Origin of the sequence: Pelagovum pacificum, from assembly GCF_016134045.1 — a bacterium.
GTDB classification, from domain to species: Bacteria; Pseudomonadota; Alphaproteobacteria; order Rhodobacterales; family Rhodobacteraceae; genus Oceanicola; species Oceanicola pacificus_A.
The window spans coordinates 313,991-338,729 of sequence record NZ_CP065915.1 but is presented as its reverse complement, the minus strand read 5'-3'; the positions used below and the strand labels follow the sequence as shown (position 1 = coordinate 338,729).

The 24,739-nt window shown below is 65.7% G+C and carries 26 protein-coding genes and 1 riboswitch; of the genes, 14 read left to right on the top strand and 12 right to left on the bottom strand.

The genetic code is table 11. The annotated features are described in order from the left end of the window. Positions 1–7: 7 nt before the first annotated feature. Genes I8N54_RS01785 through I8N54_RS01775 form a run of 3 tightly spaced genes read left to right on the top strand, consistent with a single transcriptional unit; the run spans position 8 to position 3,204 of the window. On the top strand, positions 8–484 hold the full coding sequence (locus I8N54_RS01785) for a cupin domain-containing protein (RefSeq protein WP_140194221.1): 477 nt from the start codon (positions 8–10) through the stop codon (positions 482–484). Positions 485–523: 39 nt separating this feature from the next. Next, entirely contained in the window at positions 524–1,000 is a 477-nt protein-coding gene (locus I8N54_RS01780; RefSeq protein WP_140194222.1) for a cupin domain-containing protein, read from the top strand. Next, positions 997–3,204, top strand: a complete 2,208-nt coding sequence (locus tag I8N54_RS01775; RefSeq protein WP_140194223.1) for a 3-hydroxyacyl-CoA dehydrogenase NAD-binding domain-containing protein — start codon at positions 997–999, stop codon at positions 3,202–3,204. The genes I8N54_RS01780 and I8N54_RS01775 overlap by 4 nt, the downstream gene beginning before the upstream one ends. A gap of 4 nt (positions 3,205–3,208) precedes the next feature. Here I8N54_RS01775 and I8N54_RS01770 read toward each other — a convergent pair whose 3' ends face one another. The 3 genes from I8N54_RS01770 to I8N54_RS01760 form a co-directional block, all read right to left on the bottom strand. After that, the gene (locus I8N54_RS01770) at positions 3,209–3,781 is read right to left on the bottom strand and encodes a Hint domain-containing protein (RefSeq protein ID WP_197097539.1); all 573 of its coding nucleotides are present in this window, start codon (positions 3,779–3,781) and stop codon (positions 3,209–3,211) included. Between the two features lie 244 nt (positions 3,782–4,025). Further along, positions 4,026–4,676: a sulfotransferase family 2 domain-containing protein gene (locus tag I8N54_RS01765; RefSeq protein ID WP_140194225.1), complete on the bottom strand. Its 651-nt coding sequence runs from the start codon at positions 4,674–4,676 to the stop codon at positions 4,026–4,028. A 13-nt stretch (positions 4,677–4,689) separates the two neighbouring features. After that, positions 4,690–5,547: a hypothetical protein gene (locus tag I8N54_RS01760; RefSeq protein ID WP_140194226.1), complete on the bottom strand. Its 858-nt coding sequence runs from the start codon at positions 5,545–5,547 to the stop codon at positions 4,690–4,692. Positions 5,548–5,762: 215 nt separating this feature from the next. On the opposite strand from I8N54_RS01760, the gene miaB reads away from it, so the two are divergent. After that, on the top strand, positions 5,763–7,070 hold the full coding sequence (miaB, locus tag I8N54_RS01755) for a tRNA (N6-isopentenyl adenosine(37)-C2)-methylthiotransferase MiaB (protein ID WP_140194227.1): 1,308 nt from the start codon (positions 5,763–5,765) through the stop codon (positions 7,068–7,070). A 1-nt stretch (position 7,071) separates the two neighbouring features. Here miaB and I8N54_RS01750 read toward each other — a convergent pair whose 3' ends face one another. Continuing rightward, positions 7,072–7,356, bottom strand: coding sequence for a hypothetical protein (locus I8N54_RS01750; protein WP_140194228.1), 285 nt, complete (start codon positions 7,354–7,356; stop codon positions 7,072–7,074). On the opposite strand from I8N54_RS01750, the gene I8N54_RS01745 reads away from it, so the two are divergent. The 3 genes from I8N54_RS01745 (at position 7,355) to I8N54_RS01735 (ending at position 9,328) form a co-directional block, all read left to right on the top strand. Beyond that, positions 7,355–7,855, top strand: a complete 501-nt coding sequence (locus I8N54_RS01745) for an OmpA family protein (RefSeq protein ID WP_140194229.1) — start codon at positions 7,355–7,357, stop codon at positions 7,853–7,855. The genes I8N54_RS01750 and I8N54_RS01745 overlap by 2 nt on opposite strands. Positions 7,856–7,871: 16 nt before the next feature. Next, positions 7,872–8,168: a hypothetical protein gene (locus I8N54_RS01740; RefSeq protein WP_140194230.1), complete on the top strand. Its 297-nt coding sequence runs from the start codon at positions 7,872–7,874 to the stop codon at positions 8,166–8,168. Positions 8,169–8,320: 152 nt separating this feature from the next. Beyond that, on the top strand, positions 8,321–9,328 hold the full coding sequence (locus tag I8N54_RS01735; protein WP_140194231.1) for a PhoH family protein: 1,008 nt from the start codon (positions 8,321–8,323) through the stop codon (positions 9,326–9,328). A 34-nt stretch (positions 9,329–9,362) separates the two neighbouring features. Here the strand turns inward: I8N54_RS01735 and I8N54_RS20320 are convergent, their stop codons facing one another. Then, a complete protein-coding gene (locus I8N54_RS20320) occupies positions 9,363–10,274 on the bottom strand; it encodes an SRPBCC domain-containing protein (RefSeq protein ID WP_140194232.1) in 912 nt (303 codons plus the stop codon). Then, positions 10,271–10,612: an ArsR/SmtB family transcription factor gene (locus I8N54_RS01725; RefSeq protein ID WP_140194233.1), complete on the bottom strand. Its 342-nt coding sequence runs from the start codon at positions 10,610–10,612 to the stop codon at positions 10,271–10,273. Before I8N54_RS01725 ends, I8N54_RS20320 begins: the two co-directional genes overlap by 4 nt. A 135-nt stretch (positions 10,613–10,747) precedes the next feature. Here I8N54_RS01725 and ybeY point away from each other — a divergent pair, with 135 nt between their 5' ends. From ybeY to I8N54_RS01700, 5 genes are all read left to right on the top strand, one after another. Then, positions 10,748–11,239 (top strand): rRNA maturation RNase YbeY, encoded by a 492-nt coding sequence (ybeY, locus tag I8N54_RS01720; RefSeq protein WP_140194234.1) that lies wholly within the window; start codon positions 10,748–10,750, stop codon positions 11,237–11,239. Positions 11,240–11,289: 50 nt separating this feature from the next. Next, positions 11,290–12,189 (top strand): hemolysin family protein, encoded by a 900-nt coding sequence (locus tag I8N54_RS01715; protein WP_140194235.1) that lies wholly within the window; start codon positions 11,290–11,292, stop codon positions 12,187–12,189. After that, a complete protein-coding gene (gene lnt / locus I8N54_RS01710) occupies positions 12,182–13,693 on the top strand; it encodes an apolipoprotein N-acyltransferase (protein WP_140194236.1) in 1,512 nt (503 codons plus the stop codon). Before I8N54_RS01715 ends, lnt begins: the two co-directional genes overlap by 8 nt. 13 nt (positions 13,694–13,706) lie before the next feature. After that, positions 13,707–13,755: riboswitch (SAM-SAH riboswitch) on the top strand. 6 nt (positions 13,756–13,761) lie between these two features. Continuing rightward, positions 13,762–14,928, top strand: a complete 1,167-nt coding sequence (gene metK / locus I8N54_RS01705) for a methionine adenosyltransferase (protein WP_140194237.1) — start codon at positions 13,762–13,764, stop codon at positions 14,926–14,928. A 139-nt stretch (positions 14,929–15,067) separates the two neighbouring features. Then, a complete protein-coding gene (locus tag I8N54_RS01700) occupies positions 15,068–16,081 on the top strand; it encodes a hypothetical protein (RefSeq protein ID WP_140194238.1) in 1,014 nt (337 codons plus the stop codon). Positions 16,082–16,089: 8 nt separating this feature from the next. Here I8N54_RS01700 and I8N54_RS01695 read toward each other — a convergent pair whose 3' ends face one another. From I8N54_RS01695 to I8N54_RS01670, 6 genes are all read right to left on the bottom strand, one after another. Beyond that, a complete protein-coding gene (locus I8N54_RS01695) occupies positions 16,090–17,355 on the bottom strand; it encodes a hypothetical protein (RefSeq protein WP_140194239.1) in 1,266 nt (421 codons plus the stop codon). Positions 17,356–17,421: 66 nt separating this feature from the next. Beyond that, the gene (gene upp / locus I8N54_RS01690; RefSeq protein ID WP_140194240.1) at positions 17,422–18,063 is read right to left on the bottom strand and encodes a uracil phosphoribosyltransferase; all 642 of its coding nucleotides are present in this window, start codon (positions 18,061–18,063) and stop codon (positions 17,422–17,424) included. Then, positions 18,060–19,061, bottom strand: a complete 1,002-nt coding sequence (locus tag I8N54_RS01685) for an adenosine deaminase (protein WP_140194241.1) — start codon at positions 19,059–19,061, stop codon at positions 18,060–18,062. The genes upp and I8N54_RS01685 overlap by 4 nt, the downstream gene beginning before the upstream one ends. 66 nt (positions 19,062–19,127) lie before the next feature. Then, positions 19,128–20,303, bottom strand: coding sequence for a phosphopentomutase (locus I8N54_RS01680; RefSeq protein ID WP_140194242.1), 1,176 nt, complete (start codon positions 20,301–20,303; stop codon positions 19,128–19,130). Further along, positions 20,300–21,604 carry a thymidine phosphorylase gene (locus I8N54_RS01675; protein ID WP_140194243.1) on the bottom strand — a complete coding sequence of 435 codons (1,305 nt, stop codon included), beginning with the start codon at positions 21,602–21,604 and terminating at the stop codon, positions 20,300–20,302. Before I8N54_RS01675 ends, I8N54_RS01680 begins: the two co-directional genes overlap by 4 nt. Continuing rightward, entirely contained in the window at positions 21,605–21,997 is a 393-nt protein-coding gene (locus I8N54_RS01670) for a cytidine deaminase (RefSeq protein WP_140194244.1), read from the bottom strand. Positions 21,998–22,109: 112 nt separating this feature from the next. On the opposite strand from I8N54_RS01670, the gene I8N54_RS01665 reads away from it, so the two are divergent. Next, the gene (locus tag I8N54_RS01665; protein WP_197097540.1) at positions 22,110–22,307 is read left to right on the top strand and encodes a DUF3072 domain-containing protein; all 198 of its coding nucleotides are present in this window, start codon (positions 22,110–22,112) and stop codon (positions 22,305–22,307) included. Between the two features lie 128 nt (positions 22,308–22,435). Continuing rightward, positions 22,436–24,715, top strand: coding sequence for an NADP-dependent malic enzyme (locus I8N54_RS01660; RefSeq protein WP_140194246.1), 2,280 nt, complete (start codon positions 22,436–22,438; stop codon positions 24,713–24,715). The last annotated feature ends 24 nt before the right edge of the window (positions 24,716–24,739 follow it).

Here is a 24,739-nt window from a genome sequence, read left to right as displayed (position 1 = left end):
GCGCACGATGATCCTGAAAGCCGGATCGGTCGAGGCGGAGCACCTGCCCTCCAACTACCCGGACGCGGTCGATCCGGGCGGGCTCTGCCATACGATCCCGCTGTCCTACGCGGGCAAGCTGGAACAGTTCGGTGCCTGCGTGGAATGGCTCGATCCCGGAGAGCACGGCGCACTGGCGCACTGGCACGAGTCGGAGGATGAGTTCCTCTACCTGCTCGACGGCGAGTTGACCGTGTTCGAGGACGACGTGCCGCACGTCCTGCGGGCCGGTGAAGCCGCTTGCTGGCCGGCGGGCGTACCGGTGTCTCACGAGATGCGGAACATGGGCAGCCGGCGCGCGACTTATCTGATCACCGGGACCCGGCGACGGGACGAGTTCGTGCATTATCCGGGCGTCGACCTCGTGCTGAACAGGCGCGACGGTGCGGGATTCACGCATGTGGACGGAACGCCCTATCCCCCGAAAACAGGGGCCGGAACGTAGGATGGGGCCCGCCCCATCCTACCCAGGAGAGGAAGACAGATGATCATCCGCAAGAACTCCGTCGCGCTCACTCCAGGCGTCTCGAACTACCCCGAGCCCTACAACCAGGGGCGGGGCAACCTGTCCTACCGGCACCTCACGGAGGGCCACCTGAGCCAGTACGGTGTCGCGCTCGAGACACTGCATCCCGGCGGCCAGTCCAGCCAGATGCACTGGGAGAGCCACGAGGATGAGTTCCTCTACATGCTCGAGGGCAATCTTACCGTGGTCGAGAACGGCGACGAGACGATCATCGGCCCCGGTGACAGCTGCTGCTGGCCCGCCGGTGTCGAGGTCGCGCACACCCTGAAGAACCACACTGACCGGGACGCGGTCTACCTCATCATGGGGACCCGCGATCCGGAGAACATCTGCCACTACCCCGGCCTCGACCTGCTCGCCACGCCCGAGGGCTACACGCACCTCGACGGCACGCCCTGGCCGAAATTCACACCTCCCGGAGGAGAGAGCGCATGACCGACTTCACCCTGACCCGTGACGAGGACGGCGTGGCCGTCATCAGCTGGGACGCCGAGGGGCGTTCGATGAACGTGATGACCCGCGAGGCGTTCGAGACGCTCGACAGCCTGATGGACGAGGCCCTTGCCGACGACACCGTGAAGGGCATCGTCATCACCTCCGCCAAGAAGGACTTCGCGGGGGGCATGGACCTGAACGTGCTCGCCCGCATCCGGGCGGAGGCAGGCGACGAGCCGGCGCAGGCGCTCTTCGACTTCACCATGCAGGGCCACCGCGTGCTGCGGAAGATCGAGCGTGCGGGCCTCGACCCCAAGACCAACAAGGGCGGCAAGCCGGTGGCCTGCGCCATTCCCGGCACCTCCGCCGGGATCGGCATGGAGATCGCGCTCGCCTGCCACCGCCGCTTCATGGCGGACGGCAAAGGCAAGATCGGCCTGCCGGAAATCCTCGTCGGGCTGTTCCCCGGCTCGGGTGGCACGACACGCTATTCCCGAATGGTCGGCGCGATGCAGGCCGCGCCGGTGCTGCTTGAAGGCAAGATGCAGGCGCCGAAAGCCGCCAAGTCCGCCCAGCTGATCGACGAGGTCGTCGCCCCGGACGAACTGCTCGCCAAGGCGAAAGCCTGGGTGCTCGAGGCGAAGGACGCCGACATCGTCAAGCCGTGGGACCAGAAGGGCTGGAAGATGCCCGGTGGCGCGCCCTATCACCCGGCTGGCTTCATGACGTTCGTGGGCGCTTCGGCGATGATCAATCACCAGACACAAGGCGTCTACCCGGCGGCGAAGGCGCTGCTCTCGGCGATTTACGAGGGCGCGCAGGTCGATTTCGACACCGCCATCCGGATCGAGGCCCGCTGGTTCACGTCCGTGCTGATGAACCCGACCTCGTCGGCCATGATCCGGTCGCTGTTCCTGAACAAGCAGGCGCTCGAGAAGGGTGCGAACCGGCCCGATGCACCTGACCAGACGGTGAAGAAGGTCGGCGTGCTCGGTGCCGGCATGATGGGCGCCGGGATCGCGCTCGTCTCCGCGCAGGCGGGGATCGAGGTCGTGTTGCTCGACCAGAACAAGGAGGCCGCCGAGAAGGGCAAGGCCTATACCGCCGACTACACCGCCAAGGGCATCAAGCGGGGCAAGACCACGCAGGAGAAGGCAGACGCCATGCTCGCGGCCATCACGCCGACCGACGACGTCAATGACCTCGCCGGGTGCGACCTCATCATCGAGGCGGTGTTCGAGGACCCGAAGGTCAAGGCGGAGATCACTGGCCGCGTCGAAGCTGTGATCGGCGAGGACACGATCTTCGCGACCAACACCTCCACACTGCCTATCACGGACCTCGCTAAGGCCTCCTCGCGGCCCGGTCAGTATATCGGCATCCACTTCTTCTCCCCGGTGGAGCGGATGGCGCTGGTCGAGATCATCAAGGGCAAGGAGACGGGCGACCGCGCAGTCGCCAAGGCGCTCGACTACGTCCGCCAGATCCGCAAGACACCGATCGTGGTCAACGACGCGCGGTTCTTCTACGCCAACCGCTGCATCATCCCCTACCTCAACGAAGGTGCCCGGATGGTGACGGAGGGTGTCTCGCCCGCGCTGATCGAGAACGCCGCCAAGCTTCTTGGCTTCCCGCTCGGCCCGCTGCAACTGATCGACGAGACCTCAATCGACCTCGGCGTGAAGATCGCCAAGGCGACCAAGGCGGCCATGGGCGATGCCTACCCCGCCGAGGCTGCCCCGGTAGATGAACTGATGTTCCGCATGGCAGACGAGGGCCGCCTTGGTCGCAAGGCGAAGGCCGGCTTCTATGCCTACGATGAGGCCGGCAAGCGGCAGGGATTCTGGGACGGCCTGTCGGACTGGCACGCGGTTGCCGACGATCAGCCGGACCTGCTCGATGTGCAGCATCGCCTGATGTTCGCGCAGGTGCTCGAAGCGGTGAAGGCGCTGGAGGAAGGCGTGCTCACCGACATCCGCGAAGGCGATGTCGGTGCGATCCTCGGCTGGGGCTTCGCGCCGTGGTCGGGCGGTCCGTTCTCGTGGCTCGACATGATCGGCACGCCTTACGCTGCCGCACGGGTCGATGAGCTGGCCGAGAGTTTTGGCCCGCGGTTCAGCTGCCCTGCCCTGCTGCGCGAGATGGCGGAGAAGGGCCAGACCTTCTACGGCCGGTTCGGACCCGAGGCGCAGGCAGCGGCCTGATACGTCAGGCGTAGGCGGCGCGGGGTACCGCGGCGTCTACCGACCAGTCCTCGTCCTGAAGGCAGGCGGCGATGAGTTCGCCGTCTTCCCGGCTCAGGACCTCGTAGCTCCGGGTTGAGATTTTGTCGGTGGCTGGGGCAGCGCAATGGAACAGTGTGCCGACGTTGGCGAAGACCAGCTGCTCGTCCGCGAATTCCAGCGTCGTGACCTCGACGCGTCCGGAAAGGCCGACCTGCTCGATACCGCGAACCCCGCACAGCACACCGGCGAGGATCAGGACGAACGGATCGCCGGACATCGCTTCTGCCGTGTCGCTCTCGATCAGGACGGGTTGCTGCGGCAGCAGGTAGAGCTCCGACTGATTGCCGAGCGCGCCCTGCGGCACCCGCAGGGGCCAGTCGGCACCACGGCGGTCGGTCTCGATCTTCAGAACCTGATGGCGGACGGCCCGCAGGGGCTGCATCCCGTCGTCGAAGGTCAGGACCAGATCGCCGGCGGAGAGGTTCTCGACCGGCTTCCAGCCCATGGAGCTGGCGACCTTGGTCCCGGCGACGATCCCGGTCGAGGTGAATGGCATGATACGCAAACCCCATTCCCCGGCATTCACCGGTTGTTGGTCCTCCCATGATGGACGCCTCACATCCAGCATGACCTGTCCCTGTCGATGGATTGGCCCTCGGCACCACGCCGGGCCACATTTCGACCAAATTTGATTCCCACGACGGAGTTTTGGTCGCACGAGGGCGGAAATATGGCGCGGGTCGGACCATTACCGACAATATGCGGCAGTTCGGCTTCTCTGTTCTTCGTAAGGAAACGACCTATCCGTCGAAGCCGTAGCCGAAGCGCTCGATGTCCGTACGGCACAGTTGAGCGACAAGTGCCGCGTCCGCGTCGGAATAGAAATTGCGCCAGTCGCGCGGGCGGTCGCTGGCATTCGCGATGGGAAGTCTCAGGCCGAACCCGAGGTGCGCCTCAAGCGGGACGAGGTCGGATGCAAGCTGTTCCAGCCGGATGAAATGCGCTGTGCGCTCCTGCCCGGCGGAATCCCGAAGGTAGCTGGCACAGTCGGACGCAGCGACGGAGGACCTCGTCTGCGGGTGCGACAGGAAGTCGGAGAACGACAAAGTCCGGGCCAGCGTGACGGCGGGATGGTCGAATTGCTGCACCCGAAGCCAGTGGTAATAGCTCACCAGCCGGTCCCAGGGATTGCGAACCAAAGTGAAGATGAAGAGCCCGTCGAGCTCTTCCCTCTCGTACAGCCCTTCGGCATCGGCGACCGTCGAATGCTTCCAGAGACGTCCCCGCGTCTCCACCCCTTTCAGGCGGCCTTTGCGGCGCTTCGCCTTCGGCGTGTCTCCGACCATCAGGTCGTCCGCCATCGCGCGCTCTTCCAGTGCGAGCGCCATAGCGGTGCCGCCGGTCTTGGGGATGTGGACGAAGAGGTAGCGCCGCGCTCGGGACAGGATCATTCCCGGCGTCCGGTCAGAACCATTGCCCCGGCTCCATCAGGCCGAGGTCCAGCAATTGCTGGCTGTGCCAATCGAAGGAGGTCGAGTTGTGCCACCAGAAGGTCGGGATGTCGAAGGTCGAGCCCGGATTGCGCTTCAGCGCCTTGGCGGTGCGGAAGGAACAGACCGTCGCCGTCAGGCTGTTGTGCCAGGGACAGGCATAGGTGTTGTACTCCTCGACGTTGAACGTGTGATCCGGGCGCAGTTCCAGCCCCTTCGCGGCCTTGAACAGGCCGACCCGGTCGATCCGGCGGCGCGGAACGGGGATATGCTCTTCGAACCGCCAGCGCAGGCCGCCGAAAAAGTCCATCTGCCGGTCCTTGTCATTGTTCCAGCGGTCCTTGCGGTTCAGCGCGTAGTAACCCGACTTGTCCAGATGCGCGTTGTCGATCGAAACGGCGGTGGGATGCTCCCACAGGTCGGCGGCGTAGAGGTCGACGACGTACGTGAGGATCGAGTCACGCCGTTCCTCCGCGGCGAAGGCCGTCACCTCCGCAACCGAGCGATACTCGCAGAACGGATAGAACAAGTATTCGGCGTTGTAGCCGTAGTAGAACCAGACGTTCGGCGCCGCCGCGATGCAGTCGTTCACGACCCGCGTCAGGATCCCGTCGGCGAGGGTGTCACAAGCGATGAAATGGATCTGCTTCTCGATCTCGGGGGGAACGCTGAGCTCACGCGGGGCGAGCAAGACGAGGACCTTGAAACCGCGTTCAAGGTGATGGCGCAGCGTGCTGAGCACCTCGACATCGTCTTCGGCGAAGATCAGCGCGACCGGCCCCCGCGCGAGCGCACCGGAATCGATGAAGGCCTTCAGGCTGGCATGGCGCATGGTCCGCTCCCTCGCTTCATCCCAGATGTGCCGCCTGTCGCCCGAGTTGGCAAGCGCGCCTCACTCCGCGGCGGCGACGGGTTCAGAGATGCGCGGCACCGCCTCGCTGCGATTCAGGCCAACTCTCCTGGGTCGCTGCCGAACACGCTCTCGGACAGCTGTCCCGTGGTCTTCCCCCGTTCCAAGGCCCGCTGAACTCTGCTAAGGCCGCACGCATGACTGATGCACCGAAGAAGCTGTTCATCAAGACCTACGGGTGCCAGATGAACGTCTATGACAGCGAGCGCATGGCCGAGGCCATGGGCGGCGAAGGCTATGTTCAGACTGACTCGGCCGAAGATGCCGACATGATCCTGCTGAACACCTGTCACATCCGCGAAAAGGCGGCGGAGAAGGTCTATTCCGAGCTCGGACGGATGAAGCCGCTGAAGGCGGCGAAGCCCGACCTGCGGATCGGCGTGGCCGGCTGCGTCGCGCAAGCGGAAGGCGAAGAGATCATGCGGCGGCAGCCGATGGTCGACCTCGTCGTCGGACCGCAGAGCTACCACCGCCTGCCCGAGATGGAGCGGCGACTGAAGGACGGGCGGCAGGTCGATACGGACTTTCCGCTCGAGAGCAAATTCGACGATCTGAAGCAGCGCCCGAAAATGCGCCGCGCACCGACCGCGTTCCTCACTGTCCAGGAAGGCTGCGACAAGTTCTGCGCCTTCTGCGTCGTGCCCTACACACGGGGCGCCGAAGTCTCCCGTCCTTCCGACCGTGTGCTTGCAGAAGCGCAGGCGCTGGTGGAAGCGGGCGTGCGCGAGGTGACGCTGCTTGGCCAGAACGTGAACGCCTACCACGGACACGACGGCGGCCTTGCCGGCCTTGTCGGGGAGCTCGCGAAAATCGACGGGCTCGACCGCATACGTTACACGACCAGTCACCCCAACGACATGGACGACGCGCTGATCGCCGCACACGGGGACTGCGAGAAACTGATGCCCTACCTGCACTTGCCGGTGCAGGCCGGATCGGATCGCATCCTGAAGGCGATGAACCGCAAGCACGACGCGGAATCCTACCTCCGGCTGATCGAGCGGCTGCGCGCTGCGCGGCCCGACATAGCAATGTCGGGTGACTTCATCGTCGGCTTCCCGGGTGAGACGGAAGAGGACTTCCAGGCCACGCTCGATCTGGTGGAAGAGGTTCGCTACGCGCAGGCCTACTCGTTCAAATATTCGACACGCCCGGGCACCCCGGCGGCGGAGCGCGCACAGGTCGACGAGGACGTGAAGGCCGAACGCCTCGCCCGGCTACAGGCGCTGCTGTCGCGCCAGCAGACCGAAGCGCAGGAGGCGATGGTGGGCCGCGAAGTCGGCGTGCTGTTCGAGAAGAAGGGGCGGTTGCCGGGCCAGATGATCGGCAAGTCCGATCACCTTTTCGCGGTACATGCCGACGCTCCGGAAGAGCTCGCTGGGCAGATCGCTCGCGTGCGAATCACTTCTGCGGCACCGCATTCGCTGACCGGACAATTGGTGTAGATCAGGTTAACATCAGACCACAAATACAACCGGTGTTTTCATAATTTGACTTGTCCACAGCCTGGGGCGTCAAGATAAACCCCATTGTTTCCCCTTGCTCCACAATATCTGGCGGAAAGCACTTCCCTTGCGTCAGAAATTTGCTAAGCTTTTTAATGTTATGCGGCGAAAAATGCCTGGCTGAGCCAGCGATCGGCGCGGCGGGGGAAAAGGCAAAGGACGAAGCATTGGCCAGAATCACACTCAACAAGGCAGTTGCGGCTTTGGGGGCGGTGGCGTCCGCCATGGTCGTCGGCCTGTCCACTTTCGGAACCATGGCTGAAGCCCAGCAGGTCTACCGGCCGGGCATCTGGATCGACCCTGACGGGTGCGAGCACTGGGCGATGGACGACGGCGCGGAAGGCTACATGAGCCCGCACCGCACGCGTGACGGCCGGCCCGTCTGCCACCGTCAGGAAATTTGCGGCGTCATGCCGAACGAACAGCTGTTCGCCACGGACTCCTACCAGATCAGCGGTGCGAACCGTCAGCGGCTGGCCTCCTTCTTCCAGCAGGCGAATGCTTTCGGCTACATCATCTACGGCCACACGGACGAACGTGCTTCCTACGAGTACAACGTCCGCCTGAGCGAGAACCGCGCCCGCGCGGTCGCGCAGGTCGCGGCGTCCGTCGGTGCCCGCGTCGTGGACGTGAAGGGCTTCAGCGAACTTCAGCCCCGCGCGCAGGGCAGCAACGAAACGGCGTGGCAGCAGAACCGCCGCGTCGAAATCTACTGCCTGCGCTGACGGAAAGGGACCGAACATGAACGGTATCAAGTATCTCGTATTCGCCGGCGCGGCGCTTGGCCTCGCGGCCTGCGACACGGGTCCGGACAAGTCCATCGACCGCGGCATCAACAGCCACGACCTCTCCACCATGGTGGCAGGTGTCTGGGTTGATCCGAACGGATGTGACCACTGGATCATCGACGACGGCGTCGAAGGCTACCTGTCCGAACGGCTTCAGCCCGACGGGACGCCGGTCTGCTCCGGTGTCGGCGCCCCGACCACGGTCGTTGGCCCGTTCCAGTCCGGCTCGCCGATCCCGGATCCGCTCTGATCCGCCGGCTGGCAGATGACAATCCCGAGAGGGCCGCGACCGACGTCGCGGCCTTTTTCGTTTCAGGTCCGTGACAATGACGAGGCGCCGCTTGCACCTGCCCACCGCAGTTGCAATCATCACTACAGGGTCCCCCCAGCCAGGAGTACCGATTGGCCACGACCACGCTGCCCCCGACCGCCGCCCCGCCTCTCGAAGAGACGGTGCTGGAATTTCCAGACAACTTTCTGCTGATCGATCTCTGCGGAGAGTATGATCGCAATCTCACCGACATAGAGAGCCGGCTGTCCGTCCAGATCCTGAGGCGCGGTAACCAGCTTTCGCTGCTTGGGGAGCCTGACAGCCGCGCCGCGGCGGCGGAGCTTCTCCAGTCGCTCTACACCCGGCTCGAGTCCGGTCGCTCCGTCGAGCCGGCCGATATCGAGAGGGAGCTTCGGATGGCGCCGGACCCGGCGCAGGCCGAGAGCGAGGAACAGATCGAGATGTTCCAGGGCGGCCGGGTCGAGATCAAGACTCGCAAGAAGATGGTGGAGCCCCGCACTGACGCCCAGAAGGCCTATGTGAAATCGCTCTACGAAAAAGAGCTCGCCTTCGGGATCGGTCCCGCCGGCACCGGCAAGACCTATCTTGCCGTCGCGGTCGGAGTGAACATGTTCATCCAGGGCAAGGTCGACAAGATCATCCTGTCCCGCCCCGCCGTCGAGGCGGGTGAGCGACTCGGCTTCCTGCCGGGTGACATGAAGGACAAGGTCGATCCCTACATGCAGCCGCTCTACGACGCGCTGAACGACTTCCTCCCCGGCAAGCAGGCCGCGAAGCTGATGGAGGAGAAACAGATCGAAATCGCGCCGCTCGCCTTCATGCGGGGTCGCACGTTGAGCCGGGCGTTCGTCGTGCTGGACGAGGCGCAGAACGCGACGACCATGCAGATGAAGATGTTCCTCACCCGTCTCGGCGAGGGGAGCCGCATGGTCATCACCGGTGACCGCAGCCAGGTCGACCTGCCGCGCGGCGTGTCCTCCGGTCTTGCAGACGCGGAACGGTTGCTGGGTCACATCCCGAAGATCAGCTTCAACTACTTCACCTCGAAGGACGTCGTGCGTCACCCGCTGGTCGCCGCAATCATCGAGGCCTACGACGCGGACGAGGCCAAGAGCTGAGCCGGAAGGCGCTTCGACGCGCCTTCCGTACCAATCAGAGCGTCCGCGCGAGTTGTTCGAGGGAGCCGAGCGTCTCGTAGCCCTTCTCGAGCGCGCCGAACTTCAGGGCGTCTTCCGTCTTCATGTCGACGAAGGTCATGCGCATCGTAACGCGCGTCCCCTCGCCTTCGGGACGGAAGTCCACCACGACGTCGGCATGATGGCGCATGTCGTCAAAGCCACTGAGCCGATAGGTCAGGCGCTTCTCGGGGTCCATCTCGCCATACTCGTGCAGGTTCGGAAAGCGCTGCCCCTCGCCAACCATGGTGAACTTCCAGTGGCCTCCGGGGCCGGGTTCGATGCTTTCCGTTTCGCAATGATAGCCGTCCGGGCCCCACCAGCTCCCGATCAGCTCCGGATCGGTCCATGCTTTCCAGACCAGCGCCGGCGGCGCGGCGATGCGGCGGGTCGACGTGATTTCGCGATCCGGCTTGGCGCCCTGCAGGCTCGAGGCGTGGTCGCCAAGCTGGCCCGCGACGATGCCCCAACCGTCGAAGAAGCCCATCGCATCGTGCCGGGCCTTCACCTCCGGGTTGGGATGGCGGACCAGAACGTCGTACTTCGTTCCCCCGGGCACGTCGGAGAATTCCAGGATCGCTGTCATGAACGGCTCCGGATTCATCACCCAGCCCGGCCGGAAAGCGTCGGTGAAGACGAGACGCCGGGTGTGCTTCACCTCCAGGACGACGCCGGGAAGATCGTTGATTTGCCCGTCGACATTCATCCGGGTGTGGAACGCCCCTCCCGTCCGCAGGTCGATCTCAGCATGTTCGATGACGTGCGGCTTGGGCACGAACCATTGCTTCAGCAGTTCGGGATCCGACCAGCAGGCCCAGACAAGGTCCCGCGGGGCGGCCAATGTGCGACTGAAGGACAGGTCGCATGAGGATTCCGGTGTCTCGATCATCTGTCTTGTTCCTTGGCGAGTTGCGTGACGAAACTGTCGAACCGATCGAGCCGGTCGCTCCACAGCCGGCGTTGCTCGTCCAGCCAGTCGCGCGCAGGGCCGTAGCCGTCGGGCGCCAACGCGCAGGTCCGCACGCGCCCGTCCTTCGTCGAGGTGACGAGGCCCGCCGCCTCCAGCCGTTTGAGATGCCCCATGAGAGAAGGCATCGCCATCTCGAAAGGCTCCGCGAGATCGGACACGGAGGCCGGACCCGCCGCGAGTTGAGCGAGGATCGCGCGCCGGGTGGGATCGCCGAGCGCGGTGAAAACGAGGTCGAGGGATGGATCATGTTTAGCCATATGCCTAACTATTCGCGCCTCGCAAGACTTGGCAAGCAAAAACTTAGGACATGAGCTAAGTTTTATAGAGCACTTGTGAGCAGAACCGCCGGGGGGTAGCTCTCCGCCCTGCAAACGCGAGCGAGGACATCCAACATGACAGTCGACGTGGTGCTGGAAGACGACCGGTGGGAGGCGCTCGGCCTCGGGGTCCTCGCGGAGCGGGCGACAGAGGCGACGCTGGATCGGCTGGGTCTCGAGCCGACGGTCTGGGGGATCAGCATCCTCGCCTGCGACGACGCCCGGATCGCCGGTTTGAATGGTGAATTCAGAGGCAAGGATCGCGCGACGAACGTGCTGTCATGGCCTTCCGAAGAGCGCGCAGCCTTCGCCGCCGGCGAAACGCCGCTTGCTCCGGATCCCGCCGATCCGGAGCTGGGGGACATCGCAATTGCCTACGAAACCTGCGAACAAGAAGCCCGAGACGCGGAAAAACCCTTGCAGGACCATGTTTTGCACCTGCTCATTCATGGTACGTTACATTTATTGGGCTACGATCACGTGCGTGACCTCGATGCCGACCTTATGGAAGGACTTGAGGTAGAGATACTTGGCAAATTGGGTTTGCCGAACCCATATGGGACTTGAAAACGAAGCGTGCGCGGAATCGGTTCGCGTCCGCATCCTGGTAGGAGACAATGGGAGATACGACTGAGGGGTCGCAACAGGCTGCGCAAGGCGCGCCGGATGACGACTCAGCCGACAGTCCGGACAACACTTCGGGCAAAGGTTTTTTCACGAGGATCTTCGAGGCGCTGGCGCCCGGAGACGAAGCGACGCCATTGGTGAACGGGTTGTCACCGCACCCTGTCGCGCCACCCATCCTCGGCATGGCCAACCTGCGCCGCCTCACGGTCGAGGATGTCTCGATTCCGCAGGCGGACATCGTCGCGGTCCCGGTGACCGCCGACAAGGATGAGCTTGTGAAGCTGTTCCGAGACAGCGGTCTCACGCGCCTGCCCGTCTTCGAGGGCACGCTGGACACCCCTGTGGGGCTGGTGAACCTCAAGGACTTCGCGCTGAAGCACGGCTTCAACGGCAACGGGCACGATTTCGACATTCGCACGATCCTGCGTCCCCTGCTCTACGTCCCGCCATCCATGTCGCTTGGCGTCCTTCTGCAGAAGATGCAGGCGGACCGGATCCACATGGCCCTGGTGATCGACGAGTACGGCGGCACGGATGGCCTCGTCACGATCGAGGACCTGCTCGAGCAGGTCGTCGGCGACATCGAGGACGAGCATGATGTCGAAGAGGCCCGCATGTGGTCGCGCGAAAAGCCCGGCGTCTACGTCGCGCGCGCCAAGATGCCGCTGGAGGAGTTCGAGGCCGCGATCGGCATGAACCTCACCGAGCACGAAGAGATCGACGAAGAGGAAATCGACACGCTCGGTGGCCTCGTCTTCATGCTCGCCGGTCACGTGCCCGCCCGCGGTGAAGTCGTGCAGCATCCGATGGGACCGGAGTTCGAGGTGATCGAGGCGGACCCCCGGCGTATCAAGCGTCTTCGCGTAAGAGTGCCCGTGACGGATGAATGACGCGCCCCGCTCGGTCGGGCGGCTGCGCTATCGCTGGTGGCTCGCCCTTCTGGGCGGTGCCGCTGCGTCGCTCGGCCAGGCGCCGTTCGGCCTCTGGCCCGTATCGCTTGTCGCGCTCGCCTTCATCATACACCTCGCGCAGTCCCGCCCGACCCGCCGGTCGATGGCGGCAGCGCTCTGGTGGGTAGGCACAGGCTACTTCCTCGCTTCGCTGAACTGGCTGGTGGAGCCCTTCATGGTCGACGCCGCGCGCGACGGCTGGATGGCACCTTTCGCCGTCGTGTTCATGGCTGGCGGACTCGCGCTGTTCTGGGGCGCGGCGGGGGCGGCGGCCTTCAGGCTCGGGCCATTCGGGCTTGCCGCGACGCTGTCGCTGGCCGAACTGACGCGGTCGCTGATCCTGACGGGTTTTCCCTGGGCGCTGATCGGGCACATCTGGATCGGGACCCCGGTCGCGCAGCTGGCCGCGCTCGGAGGTCCGCACCTGCTGACCATCCTCGCGCTGCTGGTCGCCGCGTTGCCGGTCGCGCTGCGCCGCCCCCTGCCCGGCTTCGCCGCAGGCGTCGCGCTGACGGTGCTTCTGATCGGTGCGGGCTGGCTTCGAACGACCCTCGTCCCGATCCCCGAAACGCCGGCCAATGCGCCAATCGTGCGGCTTGTACAGCCGAACGCCCCGCAGGACGAGAAGTGGGACCCGATGAAGTCGGGCACCTTCTTCGAACGCCAGCTCACCTACACCGAAGCGGAGCCGCGACCCGACCTCGTCGTCTGGCCGGAGACGGCGGTGCCCTACTTCCTCGAAACCGCGCCGGGCGCGATCGAGGTCATGGCCGATGCCGCCGCCGGCATCCCGGTCGTTTTCGGCATTCAGCGCTACGAACATCCACGCTACTTCAACGCGCTCGCGCTCCTGAACGCGGAGGGGGAGGTCGGACAGGTCTACGACAAGGCGCATCTTGTCCCGTTCGGAGAGTATGTGCCGTTCGCTGACCTGCTTGCGAAGGTCGGCATTCACGGTCTCGCCGCCAACGAGGGGGGCGGCTTCTCCTCCGGTGTCGCGGGAAGTCAGGTCGTGCTGCCCGGCATCGGCCCCGCGCTGCCGCTGATCTGCTACGAGGGCATCTTCGCCGAGGAGGTCAATGCGACCGAGACCCGACCCCGTGTGCTGCTGCTCATCACCAACGATGCGTGGTTCGGCAAATTCTCTGGCCCCTACCAGCACGTCGCGCAGGCGCGCCTCAGGGCGATCGAGATGGGCCTGCCGATGATCCGCGTGGCCAACACCGGTGTCAGCGCGATGATCGACCCGCATGGCAACCTGATCGAGAGCCTGCCGCTCGGCGAGGCGGGCTTCCTCGACGTGCCACTTCCCGAGGCGCTTCCGGCGACCCCGTTCGACCGCTTCGCGGACTGGCTGGCGATCGGCGTCATCCTTGCCACGCTGGCTCTCGGCCTTCACCATGCCCGGCGAAATCGCGTTGACGCGGAGTCTCCCGAGCCGTAACCGGGAGAGACATCCGCCGCCACAACGGCTTCCTGGCGTGGCGGTCAGACACCAATGGAGCACTTTTCATGGCAAGATCCGACTATGTCTTCACGTCCGAGTCCGTCTCGGAGGGGCATCCCGACAAGGTCTGCGACCGCATTTCCGATGCGGTTCTGGACGCCTTCCTGTCAGAGGAGGAAACAGCCCGGGTGGCCTGCGAGACGTTCGCGACGACCGGTATGGTCGTCATCGGCGGCGAGGTCGGACTGTCCGACCAGGAGCGGCTGAAGACCTTCATGGGCAACATCGGGCAGATCGCCCGCGACTGCATCAAGGACATCGGCTACGAGCAGGACAAGTTCCACTGGAACACCTGTCACGTCCTGAACTTCCTGCACGAGCAGTCCGCCCATATCAGCCAAGGCGTGGACCGTGACGGCGCGGGCGACCAGGGCATCATGTTCGGCTACGCGGTCGACGAGACGCCCGACCTCATGCCGGCCCCGATCCAGTATTCCCACGCGATCCTCCGTCGCCTCGCCGAGGTGCGCAAGAACGGCACCGAGCCGACCCTGCGCCCCGACGCCAAGAGCCAGCTGACGATGCGCTACGAGGACGGCAAGCCGGTCGAGGTCACCTCAATCGTCCTGTCCACCCAGCACGAGAGCATCGACCAGTCGAGCGACGATATCCGCGCCATCGTGGAGCCGTACATCCGCGAGGAGCTGCCCGAAGGCTGGCTCACCGAGGATACGGAATGGTGGGTGAACCCGACCGGGACGTTCGTGATCGGCGGCCCGGACGGCGACGCCGGTCTCACTGGCCGCAAGATCATCGTCGACACCTACGGCGGCGCGGCCCCTCACGGTGGCGGCGCGTTCTCCGGCAAGGACCCGACCAAGGTCGATCGCTCGGCTGCCTACGCCGCCCGCTACCTCGCCAAGAACGTCGTGGCCGCCGGCCTTGCCAACCGCTGCACCATTCAGCTGTCCTACGCGATCGGGATCGCCAAGCCGCTGTCGATCTACGTCGACACCCATGGCACCGGCAAGGTGGACGACGTCGCGATCGAGCAGGCCATCCCGCAGGCGATGGACCTCACCCCGCGCGGCATTCGCGAGCACCTGCAGCTCAACCGGCCGATCTACCAGCGCACCGCGGCCTACGGCCACTTCGGCCGCCAGCCGGACTCGGACGGCGGCTTCTCCTGGGAGAAGACCGACCTTGCCGACGCGCTGAAGAAGTACGCCTGATCCAGACGGCGACGGATCTGCGACGGGCCGCCCCTCACCGGGCGGCCTGTTCGCGTTCTGGCTGTGTTGGGCCTATCCTTCCGTTGCGACCTGCCCTATCCTGCAATGCCAAAGGAGAGGCAGAGCAGGCCCCGCCCCGATGACGGCATTGACGCAATATGCCCGGCTGGAGAGCACCGGGCTCTGGCGGCCGGACCCGGACTCGCAGCGCCGGGACGTGATCGTCGCATTTGGCGACGCCACCCTCGTCATCTCGGACTCGCAGGGGCGCGCCCTGACGCACTGGTCCCTGCCCGCCATCGAACGCCTCAACGGACACGAGACACCTGCCCTCTACGGCCCCGACCTGGAAGGGCTCGAGACTCTCGAGGTCGCCGAACCCGACATGATCGCCGCGCTCGACAAGATCAGGCGCACGATCGCACGGTCGCGGCCCCGTCCCGGCCGGCTTCGCCTGTTCGGGGTTGGCTTGTCGATCGCCTCCGTCGTGGCGCTTGGCGTCTTCTGGCTGCCGGGGGCAATGGTGACACAGACGCTCGCCGTGGTGCCCCCAGCGAAACGGACGGAAATCGGGGCAATGGTGCTTGGTCACATGCAGCGGATCACCGGTCCTTCCTGCCGCTCGCCCACCGCGACCGAGGCGCTGGCTCGACTGAAATCGCGGGTGCTCGGCGCGGACAGCAACGCACAGATCGTCGTGCTGCCATCGGATGAACTGCGGTCGATCTACCTGCCCGGCGGCATCATCGCGGTCGGCCGGGGCCTGATCGAGAACGAAGAGGATCCGGCGGTCCTGGCGGGTTACCTGCTGTCGGCGATGGCTCAGGTTCGGGTGCGCGACCCGCTCGAAGGTGTGCTGACCGACGCCGGCCTCGGGACCACCTTCCGGCTCTTCACGACGGGCGAGTTTCCGGCGGAGAACCTCGCCGGACCATCGCAGGCGCTGCTTGCTGCACCGCCGCCAACACCACCGGCCGACGTCCTCCTGCCCTATTTCGAGGAGGCCGAGGTGCCCGTCGCCCCCTTCGCCCGTGCCTTGAGCGAAGATGGCGGGGACGTGACGGGTCTTGTTTCGGCGGAAACGGCCGCCGAGGGCGCCCCTGTCCTGAGAGATGCGGACTGGGTGGGGCTACAGCAGATCTGCGGCCCCTGACCCGTCGCTTAGCGGGTCAGCGGGACGTAGCCCGTTCCGCCGACCATGGCGTAGCCCCCCGTCGGACGCGGGTTGGAATAGACCGGGGCACCGCTGACGTTGCTGCTGGACACGTAGGCGGTCACTCCGGTCAGGCCACGGCTCGGATTGACGCGTCCGTCGTCCCAGACCCGCTCGTACCCGGACGGGGGCGTGATCGGCTCGTAGTTCGACGTCGAGAGATAAGTGCGCGCCTGGTAATTCGAGGTGGAGATCGTCACCGCATTGGCATTCGACGCCGGGATCGTGTTCCGTGTCGATACCGTCGCCGCCGCGTAGCCATTGCCGCCGAAGATCGGTTGGGCTTGAGGACCGCAGCGGACGTTGCGGGAGGTGTTGATGTATTGCTGCGCCACGGCGCTGACGTTGCCGCAACCGACGCTTGCGACCGCGACGCCGGCCTGCGCCGGGGCGCTTGCACCGGCAGGAGCAGTGATTTCCTGGCTCGTGGTCGCGGCGTACGTCGCCGGGGCCGCGGGCATCACGGTCCGGCCGAACGTCGGTGCGTCGGGCTGGGCATAGCTGGCGTAGGTCGGCGCTGGGGCCGCCGGGCGTCGGCCGCCACAGGCCACCGGCTCACCCGTCGCCTGGTCGAGAAGCTGCTGACCGGTGCGGGCGATCAGGGCACAAGCCGCGGACCGGGACATCCGGGTCGGACCAGTGATGAGGTCCTCGTCGGCGGCGCTCGGCGCCGGGGCGCTGGCCCGAACCACCGGAGCGGACGGCGCAGGAGCCGTCGCCACCGGAGCACCGGTCAGCGGGTTGACGACACCGCGCGGCTGCTGCGGAAGCGAAATCACGCGTGGCTGCGGCTCCGCAGGGGCACTGGCTCGGGCGGCAGGCTGAGGCTGCGCGGGCGCGGCAACCCGCTGCGGCTGCGGCGCGGGCGTGCGCATTTCGGCGACGTCCTGGCCGAGTGCGGCGGCACCGACTTCGAGCGGATTGGGAACCTCACGCGGCTGCGTCGCCTGCGCGGAGCGCGTCGGTCCGTCGCTGCCAGTCGGATTGAAGCCGCACAGCTGCTCGCGAGCGCGGGTCACGCGCGGCACCCAGGTCACGGCACCGGAGATGCCGGCGCGGATATACACACAACCGCGGCTGTCCACATATTGGGAGCCGGCGTAGTTTTCGGAGGGCAGCTCCGCTGGCGGGCTCGGCGTGCGGGACGTCTGAGCCGCTGCAACGCCAGCAATCATCGCGATCGCGGCTGCAATTACGAAACGACTTCTGGCCATTTTAGCTCCCAAAGTGATTTATGGCACTTTGGATCAGGCATTGTTTCTTGTAAAGGGATCGGCCCTCTATTTCGTGCCGAACATGCGGTCTCCCGCATCACCTAGCCCGGGTACAATATATCCATGGTCATTGAGGTAGTTATCCACAGACGCTGTAACTATTGGGACATCCGGGTGCGCAGCCTTCATCCGCTCGATCCCTTCGGGCGCCGCGAGAAGGCAGAGAAAGCGGATATTGGTCGCACCCGATTGCTTCAACAAATCAATTGCAGCAGCCGAACTGTTTCCAGTTGCGAGCATCGGGTCCACGGCGATCACCAGACGGTCCTGCAGGTTGTCGGGCAATTTGCAGTAGTACTGCACAGGCTTCAGGGTCTCCTCGTCGCGGTAGAGCCCAATGAACCCGACCCGCGCGGCGGGCACCAGCTCCAGCACCCCGTCCAGCAGACCGTTCCCGGCCCGCAGAATTGAGACCAGCGCCAGCTTCTTGCCCTCGATCACCGGCGCTTCCATCGGCTCGAGCGGCGTGTCGATGGTCTTCGTCGTCATCGGCAGGTTGCGCGTGATCTCGTAGGCGAGCAGGTGGCTGATCTCGCGCAGCAGCCGGCGAAAACTGTTGGTCGACGTCGTCTTGTCGCGCATCAGCGTCAGCTTGTGCTGCACCAGCGGGTGATCGACGACGGTGAGGTGGGGCGTGGGTTCGGTCATGCGGCTGGCTCCAGTTTCTTGGCGACAGCCTCTTTCGTGGCGGCGTCGCAGAAGGCGGCATCAAGGGCGTTGCGGTTCAGTTCGGCGAAGTCGTCCTCGTTCCAGCCGAAGGTCTTCTCCAGCATCTCGAACTCTTTCGTCATGGTCGTGCCGAAGAACGGCGGGTCGTCGGTGGAGATCGTGACCTTCACTTCACGTGCGCGCAGCTTCTCGATCGGATGAGCGTGCCAGTCACCGACCTTGATCCCAGCCGCGCCGAGAAAGACGTTGGAGCCTGGACAGACCTCGAGAGTCACGCCGTCTTCCGCCAGCTGATCGACCAACGCGAGGTCGCGGATCGCCGAAACCCCGTGCCCGATGCGAGACGGCCGAAGATCGCGAAGCGTGTCGGCAATCATGTCCGGCCCGCCCCATTCGCCCGCGTGGCAGGTGATACCGAGCCCCGCCTCCCTCGCTGCGTCGAAGGCCCACGAATAGTCGCCGGGCCGCCCGACCATCTCCGCTCCTGCCATGCCGAAGCCGGTAATGAACCGCCCCTTGGTCTCGGCCGCGCAGATTGCGGGTGCCTTCGCCTTGTCGGGGCCGAAGTGGCGAATGCAGGTCACGATGCCGCGCAGGGTGATGCCGAACTTCGCCTCAGCCTCGTCAGCGGCGGACTCGATCGCGGCCAGGTAATCGCGCCACGCGGCAAGGTCGCCGCCACCGCAGAAATCCGGCGACAGGAAGGTCTCGGAGTAGACAACACCGTTCGCAGCGCTTTCCTCCAGCACGGCGAGGGTCAGGCGATGGAAGTCTTCGGGGCCCTGAAGGACGGTGCAGGCCGCCTCGTAGACTTCGAGGAAATGGTCGAAGCCGTGGTAAGCGTAGGTGCCCTGCTCGGTGAAGATCTTCGAAATGTCGACGTGCTTCTCGGACGCGAGGCCCCGGATGAAAGCCGGCGGCGCGCCGCCCTCGAGGTGCAGGTGAAGCTCGGCCTTGGGGTAGTCTTTCCAGCTCATCCGGGCTGTCTCCTGATTTGTCTCGATCCTACATAGCAGTCCGGTCCGCCGACCGGAATCCGCCCGTCACAGGAAAGACCGCCCCGGCCCCTGCGACGGCACGCCGAGATGCGCGGCGACGGACGCCGCCACATCGACGAAGGCGACGAGCCCGAGCTCCTTGCGGCCAACCCCGTGGCAGAGCACGGGAACCCGCTCACGCGTGTGATCCGTGCCCACCCACGTCGGATCGTTGCCGTGGTCGGCCGTCACGACGATCAGGTCGCCGTCGCGCGCCTTCTCGAGCAGGGGGGCCAGCGTGGCGTCGAACCATTCGAGGTGATCGCGATAGCCCTCGACGTTCCGGCGGTGGCCGTAGACGCTGTCGAACTCCACGAGGTTCACGAAGGTGAGCGAGCCGTCCTCCGCCTCGTCCAGCAGACGGTCGACGTGTCCCATCAGGGTCCGGTCGTCACCCTTCGCCACGTCGGTGATCCCGCGCATGGAGAAGATGTCGCCGATCTTGCCGACCGCGTGGACCGGTCGGCCCGCGTCGAACACCCAGTCGCAGAGCGTCGGCTCCGGCGGCTCGATGGCAAAGTCCTTGCGGTTCTGCGTGCGGGTGAAGCTGCCCGGCTCTCCGACGAACGGACGGGCGATCACTCGCCCGATCTTCATGCCATGCAGCGTCGGTGCGATGTCCTTGCAGAGCTTCAGCAGCTTCTCGAGACCGAAGTGCTCTTCGTGGGCCGCCACCTGGAACACGCTGTCGGCGGACGTGTAGCAGATGGGCTTGCCGGTCTCGATATGCTTCTGGCCAAGCTCCTCGATGATCTCGGTTCCTGAAGCGTGGCAGTTGCCGAGTATGCCGTCGGACCCGGCGGCGCGGCTCACCTCCTTGATGATCGACTTCGGGAACGACTTCTTCTTGTCGGGGAAATAGCCCCAGTCCCACGGCACCGGCACGCCGGCGAGTTCCCAATGACCGGAGGGCGTGTCCTTGCCCGGACTGACTTCCGTTGCCGCGCCCCACGCGCCCTGCCCCGTCAGCCGCATCTCGCAATCGTCGATGCCTGACGCGAGCTTGACGGCCGCGCCGAGGCCCAGGTTCTCCAGTGTCGGAACCTCTAGGCCCACGGCCTCGGCGATGTGGCCCACGGTATTTGCGCCCGTGTCGGGGGTCTTGCCGTTGAAGAACTTCGCGGCGTCCGGCGCGCCGCCGATGCCGACGGAGTCGATCACGATGAGAAAGGCACGGGTCACGGGTCGATCCTCTGGTGGACGAGCGGCGGCAGTTCCGGGGCGTCGGCGATGGTGACGGCGGCGAGGACGGCGCGCGCGGCACGCTCCGCCGTCTCCTCGTCGCGGGCGTGGAGGGTGCAGATCGGCTGGCCACGCTCGACAGGCGCGCCGAGGCGGATGAACTCCGACAGGCCGACGGAGGGGTCGATCCGGTCGCTCTCCACTTGCCGTCCGCCGCCAAGCGCGACGACTGCGAGGCCAAGCGCTTCTCCGTCGATCGCGGCGACATGCCCTGTGGTTGGGGCGGGCACGTCGCCGATCACCGGCGCGGCGGGCAGATGGGTGCGCCAGTCGGAATCCATGTCCGGCGGGCCGCCGAGTTCGGACACCATGCGGGCGAACCGCTCCATCGCGCCGCCGGAAGAGATCGCGTTCTCGATCATTTCCTCGGCCTCGCCTTCAGCCTGCCCGGCCAGCGCGAGCAGCCTTCCGCCCAGCGCGACCGTCAGATCATGCAGGCTCGGCCCCGCAGCCTTGTTCCCGGACAGAAGCTCCATCACCACCGCAACTTCCAAGGCGTTGCCAAGGGCGGGGGCGAGCGGCTGGCTCATGTCGGTGACGAGCGCCGCCGTCGGGCAGCCCGCGCCGTTCGCGGTATCGACGAGGGAAGAGGCCAGCGACTGCGCCTCCGCCGGGGTCTTCATGAAGGCGCCGGACCCGACCTTAACGTCGAGAACAAGCCCCTCCAGCCCGGCGGCGAGCTTCTTCGACAGGATCGACGCGGTGATGAGGTCGATGCTCTCGACCGTCGCGGTGACGTCACGGACCGCATAAAGCCGCTTGTCCGCCGGCGCGATCCGGCCCGTGGCACCGACAATCGCACAGCCCGCTTTCGATGTGATGCGGCGGAGCATGTCGCCATCCACTTGCGTCGAGAGGCCGGGGATCGACTCCATCTTGTCGAGCGTGCCGCCCGTATGGCCGAGGCCGCGCCCCGAGATCATCGGCACGTAGACCCCGCACGCCGCCAGCGCGGGGGCGAGCAGAAGCGACACGCAGTCGCCGACGCCGCCCGTCGAATGCTTGTCGAGCACCGGGCCCGGCAGGCCCCACTCCAGCACGTCGCCGCTGTCGCGCATCGCTAGCGTGAGGCCGACACGACCGGGATCCGTCATGCCGTTGAGGCAGACCGCCATCGCGAAGGCGCCGGCCTGCGCGTCGCTGACCTGCCCGTTGGCGAGACCTTCGGCGAACCATGTCAGCTCTTCGGCGTCCGGGGTCTCGGCCTCCCGGAGCTTCCGGATGATCGTGCGGGCGTCCATTCAGACGCGGCTCATGTAATCTTTGTCGAAGACGCCGGGGAGCAGCTCGCCGACCGTGGTCGACATCTCCTCCCCGTCCATCGTGGCGAGCGTGACGCGGGTGTCCGGCGCGCCGAACTCCGCGAGCTTCTGGCGGCAGCCGCCGCAGGGCGAAACGGGCTTGGGGCTGTCGGCGATCACGGCGATTTCCGCGATCTGGAGGTCACCGCCCGCGACCATCGCGGCAATGGCACCGGCTTCGGCACAGGTGCCTTCGGGATAGGCGACGTTCTCTACGTTGCAGCCCTTGTAGACCGTACCGGACGCAGCCCGGATGGCGGCGCCGACCTTGAAGCCGGAGTATGGGACATGAGCGTTCTCGCGCACGGCGCGGGCATCATCGACCAGGGACATCTGGGGGTCTCCCTCGAATTTTGGACAGACTGTGCCGGGGCGTACAGGGATGCAAGAGCCGGGAACAGGGCGACGCCGCGGAGGTTATCGTTCAAACCCCATGGAGGAAGCCATGATACCACCCGTCAAACCGCTCTCCGACGAACTGACCCCGGACAACAATCTGGACGACGATGCGCCCATGACCGAGGAGCAGGCTGCCCAGTTGCGCGACCTCTGCGACCGGGCCGGTGAGCCGATGGATGCCAACCTGACACAGATGCAGGCGCAAAAGCGGATTGCGGCGTTGCAGGAAGTGCTCGGCGAGTAGCCGTCAACGCCGCTGACCGCGCGCCTGTCGGCACAAGTTCATTTGCAAGTTGCGCCTCCCGTGCTTATGGAAATGCAGGCACGGCACAGGATGATGGTTTAATATTAAACCATTTTCGGGAGGGCGGGATGAGCGACACAACCAAGGACACCCTGCGGCAGGCGGCGCTGGACTACCACCGGCTGCCGAAGCCCGGCAAGCTCGAGATCAGGGCGACGAAACCCCTCGCCAACGGTCGCGACCTCGCCCGCGCCTATTCGCCCGGCGTCGCCGAGGCCTGCCTAGAAATCAAGGCGGACCCCGAGACGGCGCGCGATTACACGGCGCGCGGAAACCTGGTCGCCGTCGTCAGCAACGGCACGGCTGTGCTTGGCCTCGGCAACATCGGCGCCCTCGCCTCGAAGCCGGTGATGGAGGGCAAGGCCGTCCTCTTCAAGAAGTTCGCCAGCATCGATTGCTTCGATATCGAAGTGAGTGAGAGCGACCCGGAAAAGCTTGCCGACATCGTCTGCGCGCTCGAGCCGTCCTTCGGCGCCATCAATCTCGAGGACATCAAGGCTCCCGACTGTTTCGTCGTCGAAAAGATCTGTCGTGAGCGGATGAACATCCCCGTCTTTCACGACGATCAGCACGGCACCGCCATCGTCGTCGGCGCCGCGGCGACCAACGCCCTGCGTGTCGCCGGCAAGTCGTTCGAGGATATCAAGGTGGTTTCCACCGGCGGCGGCGCGGCGGGCATCGCCTGCCTGAACATGCTGCTGAAACTCGGCGTGAAACGCGAGAACGTCTGGCTGTGCGACATCGCCGGGCTGGTCCATGAAGGCCGCGAGACGGAGATGACGCCGCAGAAGGCGGAGTACGCCCAAGGGACCGAAGCGAAGACCCTCGACGATGTGATCGAGGGCGCGGACCTGTTCCTCGGCCTGTCCGGCCCGAACGTCCTGAAGCCCGAGATGGTCGCCAAGATGGCCGAGCGCCCGATCATCTTCGCGCTTGCCAACCCGAACCCGGAAGTCATGCCCGACGTCGCCCGCGACGTTGCGCCGGAAGCGATCATCGCGACCGGGCGCAGCGACTTCCCGAACCAGGTCAACAACGTCCTCTGCTTCCCCTTCATCTTCCGCGGCGCCCTCGACGTCGGCGCGACGGAGATCAACGACGAGATGCAGATCGCCTGCATCGAGGGGATCGCCGCGCTCGCTCGCGCGACGACCAGCGCCGAGGCTGCCGCCGCTTACCACGGTGAGCAGTTGACCTTCGGGCGCGACTATCTGATCCCGAAGCCGTTCGACCCCCGCCTCATGGGTGTCGTGGCGACCGCCGTCGCGAAGGCCGCTGTCGAGACCGGTGTCGCGAAGCGCCCGATCGAGGATTTCGAGGCTTACAAGCGCACGCTAGACGGGTCGGTCTTCAAGTCCGCCCTTCTCATGCGCCCGGTGTTCGAGGCGGCCTCGACCGCCGCCCGTCGCATCGTCTTCGCGGAGGGCGAGGACGAGCGCGTGCTCCGCACCGCGCAGGCCATACTCGAGGAAACGCCGGAGCAGCCCATCCTGATCGGCCGTCCCGAGGTCATCGCGACCCGGTGCGAGCGGCTCGGCTTGACGATCCGGCCCGACCGCGACTTCCAGATCGTGAACCCCGAGAACGACCCGCGCTACCGGGATTACTGGGGTACCTATTTCGAACTGATGTCCCGCAAGGGTGTCACACCCGACCTCGCCAAGGCGATCATGCGCACCAACACCACCGCCATCGGCGCGGTGATGGTGCATCGCGAGGAAGGCGACAGCCTGATCTGCGGCACTTTCGGTCAGTACCTGTGGCACCTGAACTACGTGACGCAGGTGCTCGGCACCGGAGGACGGAGTCCGGTCGGTGCGCTCTCGATGATGATCCTCGAGGACGGGCCACTGTTCATTGCCGACACCCAGATCCATGCCGACCCCACGCCCGAACAGATCGCACAGACGGCCATCGGCGCCGCGCGTCACGTGCGCCGGTTCGGCCTGTCTCCGAACATCGCGCTCTGCTCGCACAGCCAGTTCGGCAACCTCGACCACGAGACCGGTCGTCGGATGCGGGCCGCGATGGAGGTGCTCGACACTATCCCGCGTGACTTCTGCTACGAGGGCGAGATGAACATCGACGCCGCGCTCGACCCCGAACTGCGCGGGCGCATCCTGCCCGAGAACCGGATGACCGGCGCGGCCAACGTCCTGATCTTCGCCAATGCCGATGCCGCATCGGGCGTTCGCAACATCCTCAAGATGAAGGGTGGCGGGCTGGAGGTCGGGCCGATCCTCATGGGCATGGGCAACCGGGCACACATCGTGACGCCGTCGATCACGGCCCGGGGTCTGCTGAACATGTCCGCCGTCGCCGGCACCCCGGTCGACCATTACAGCTAGGACGGATGGGGGAAGACCCCCATC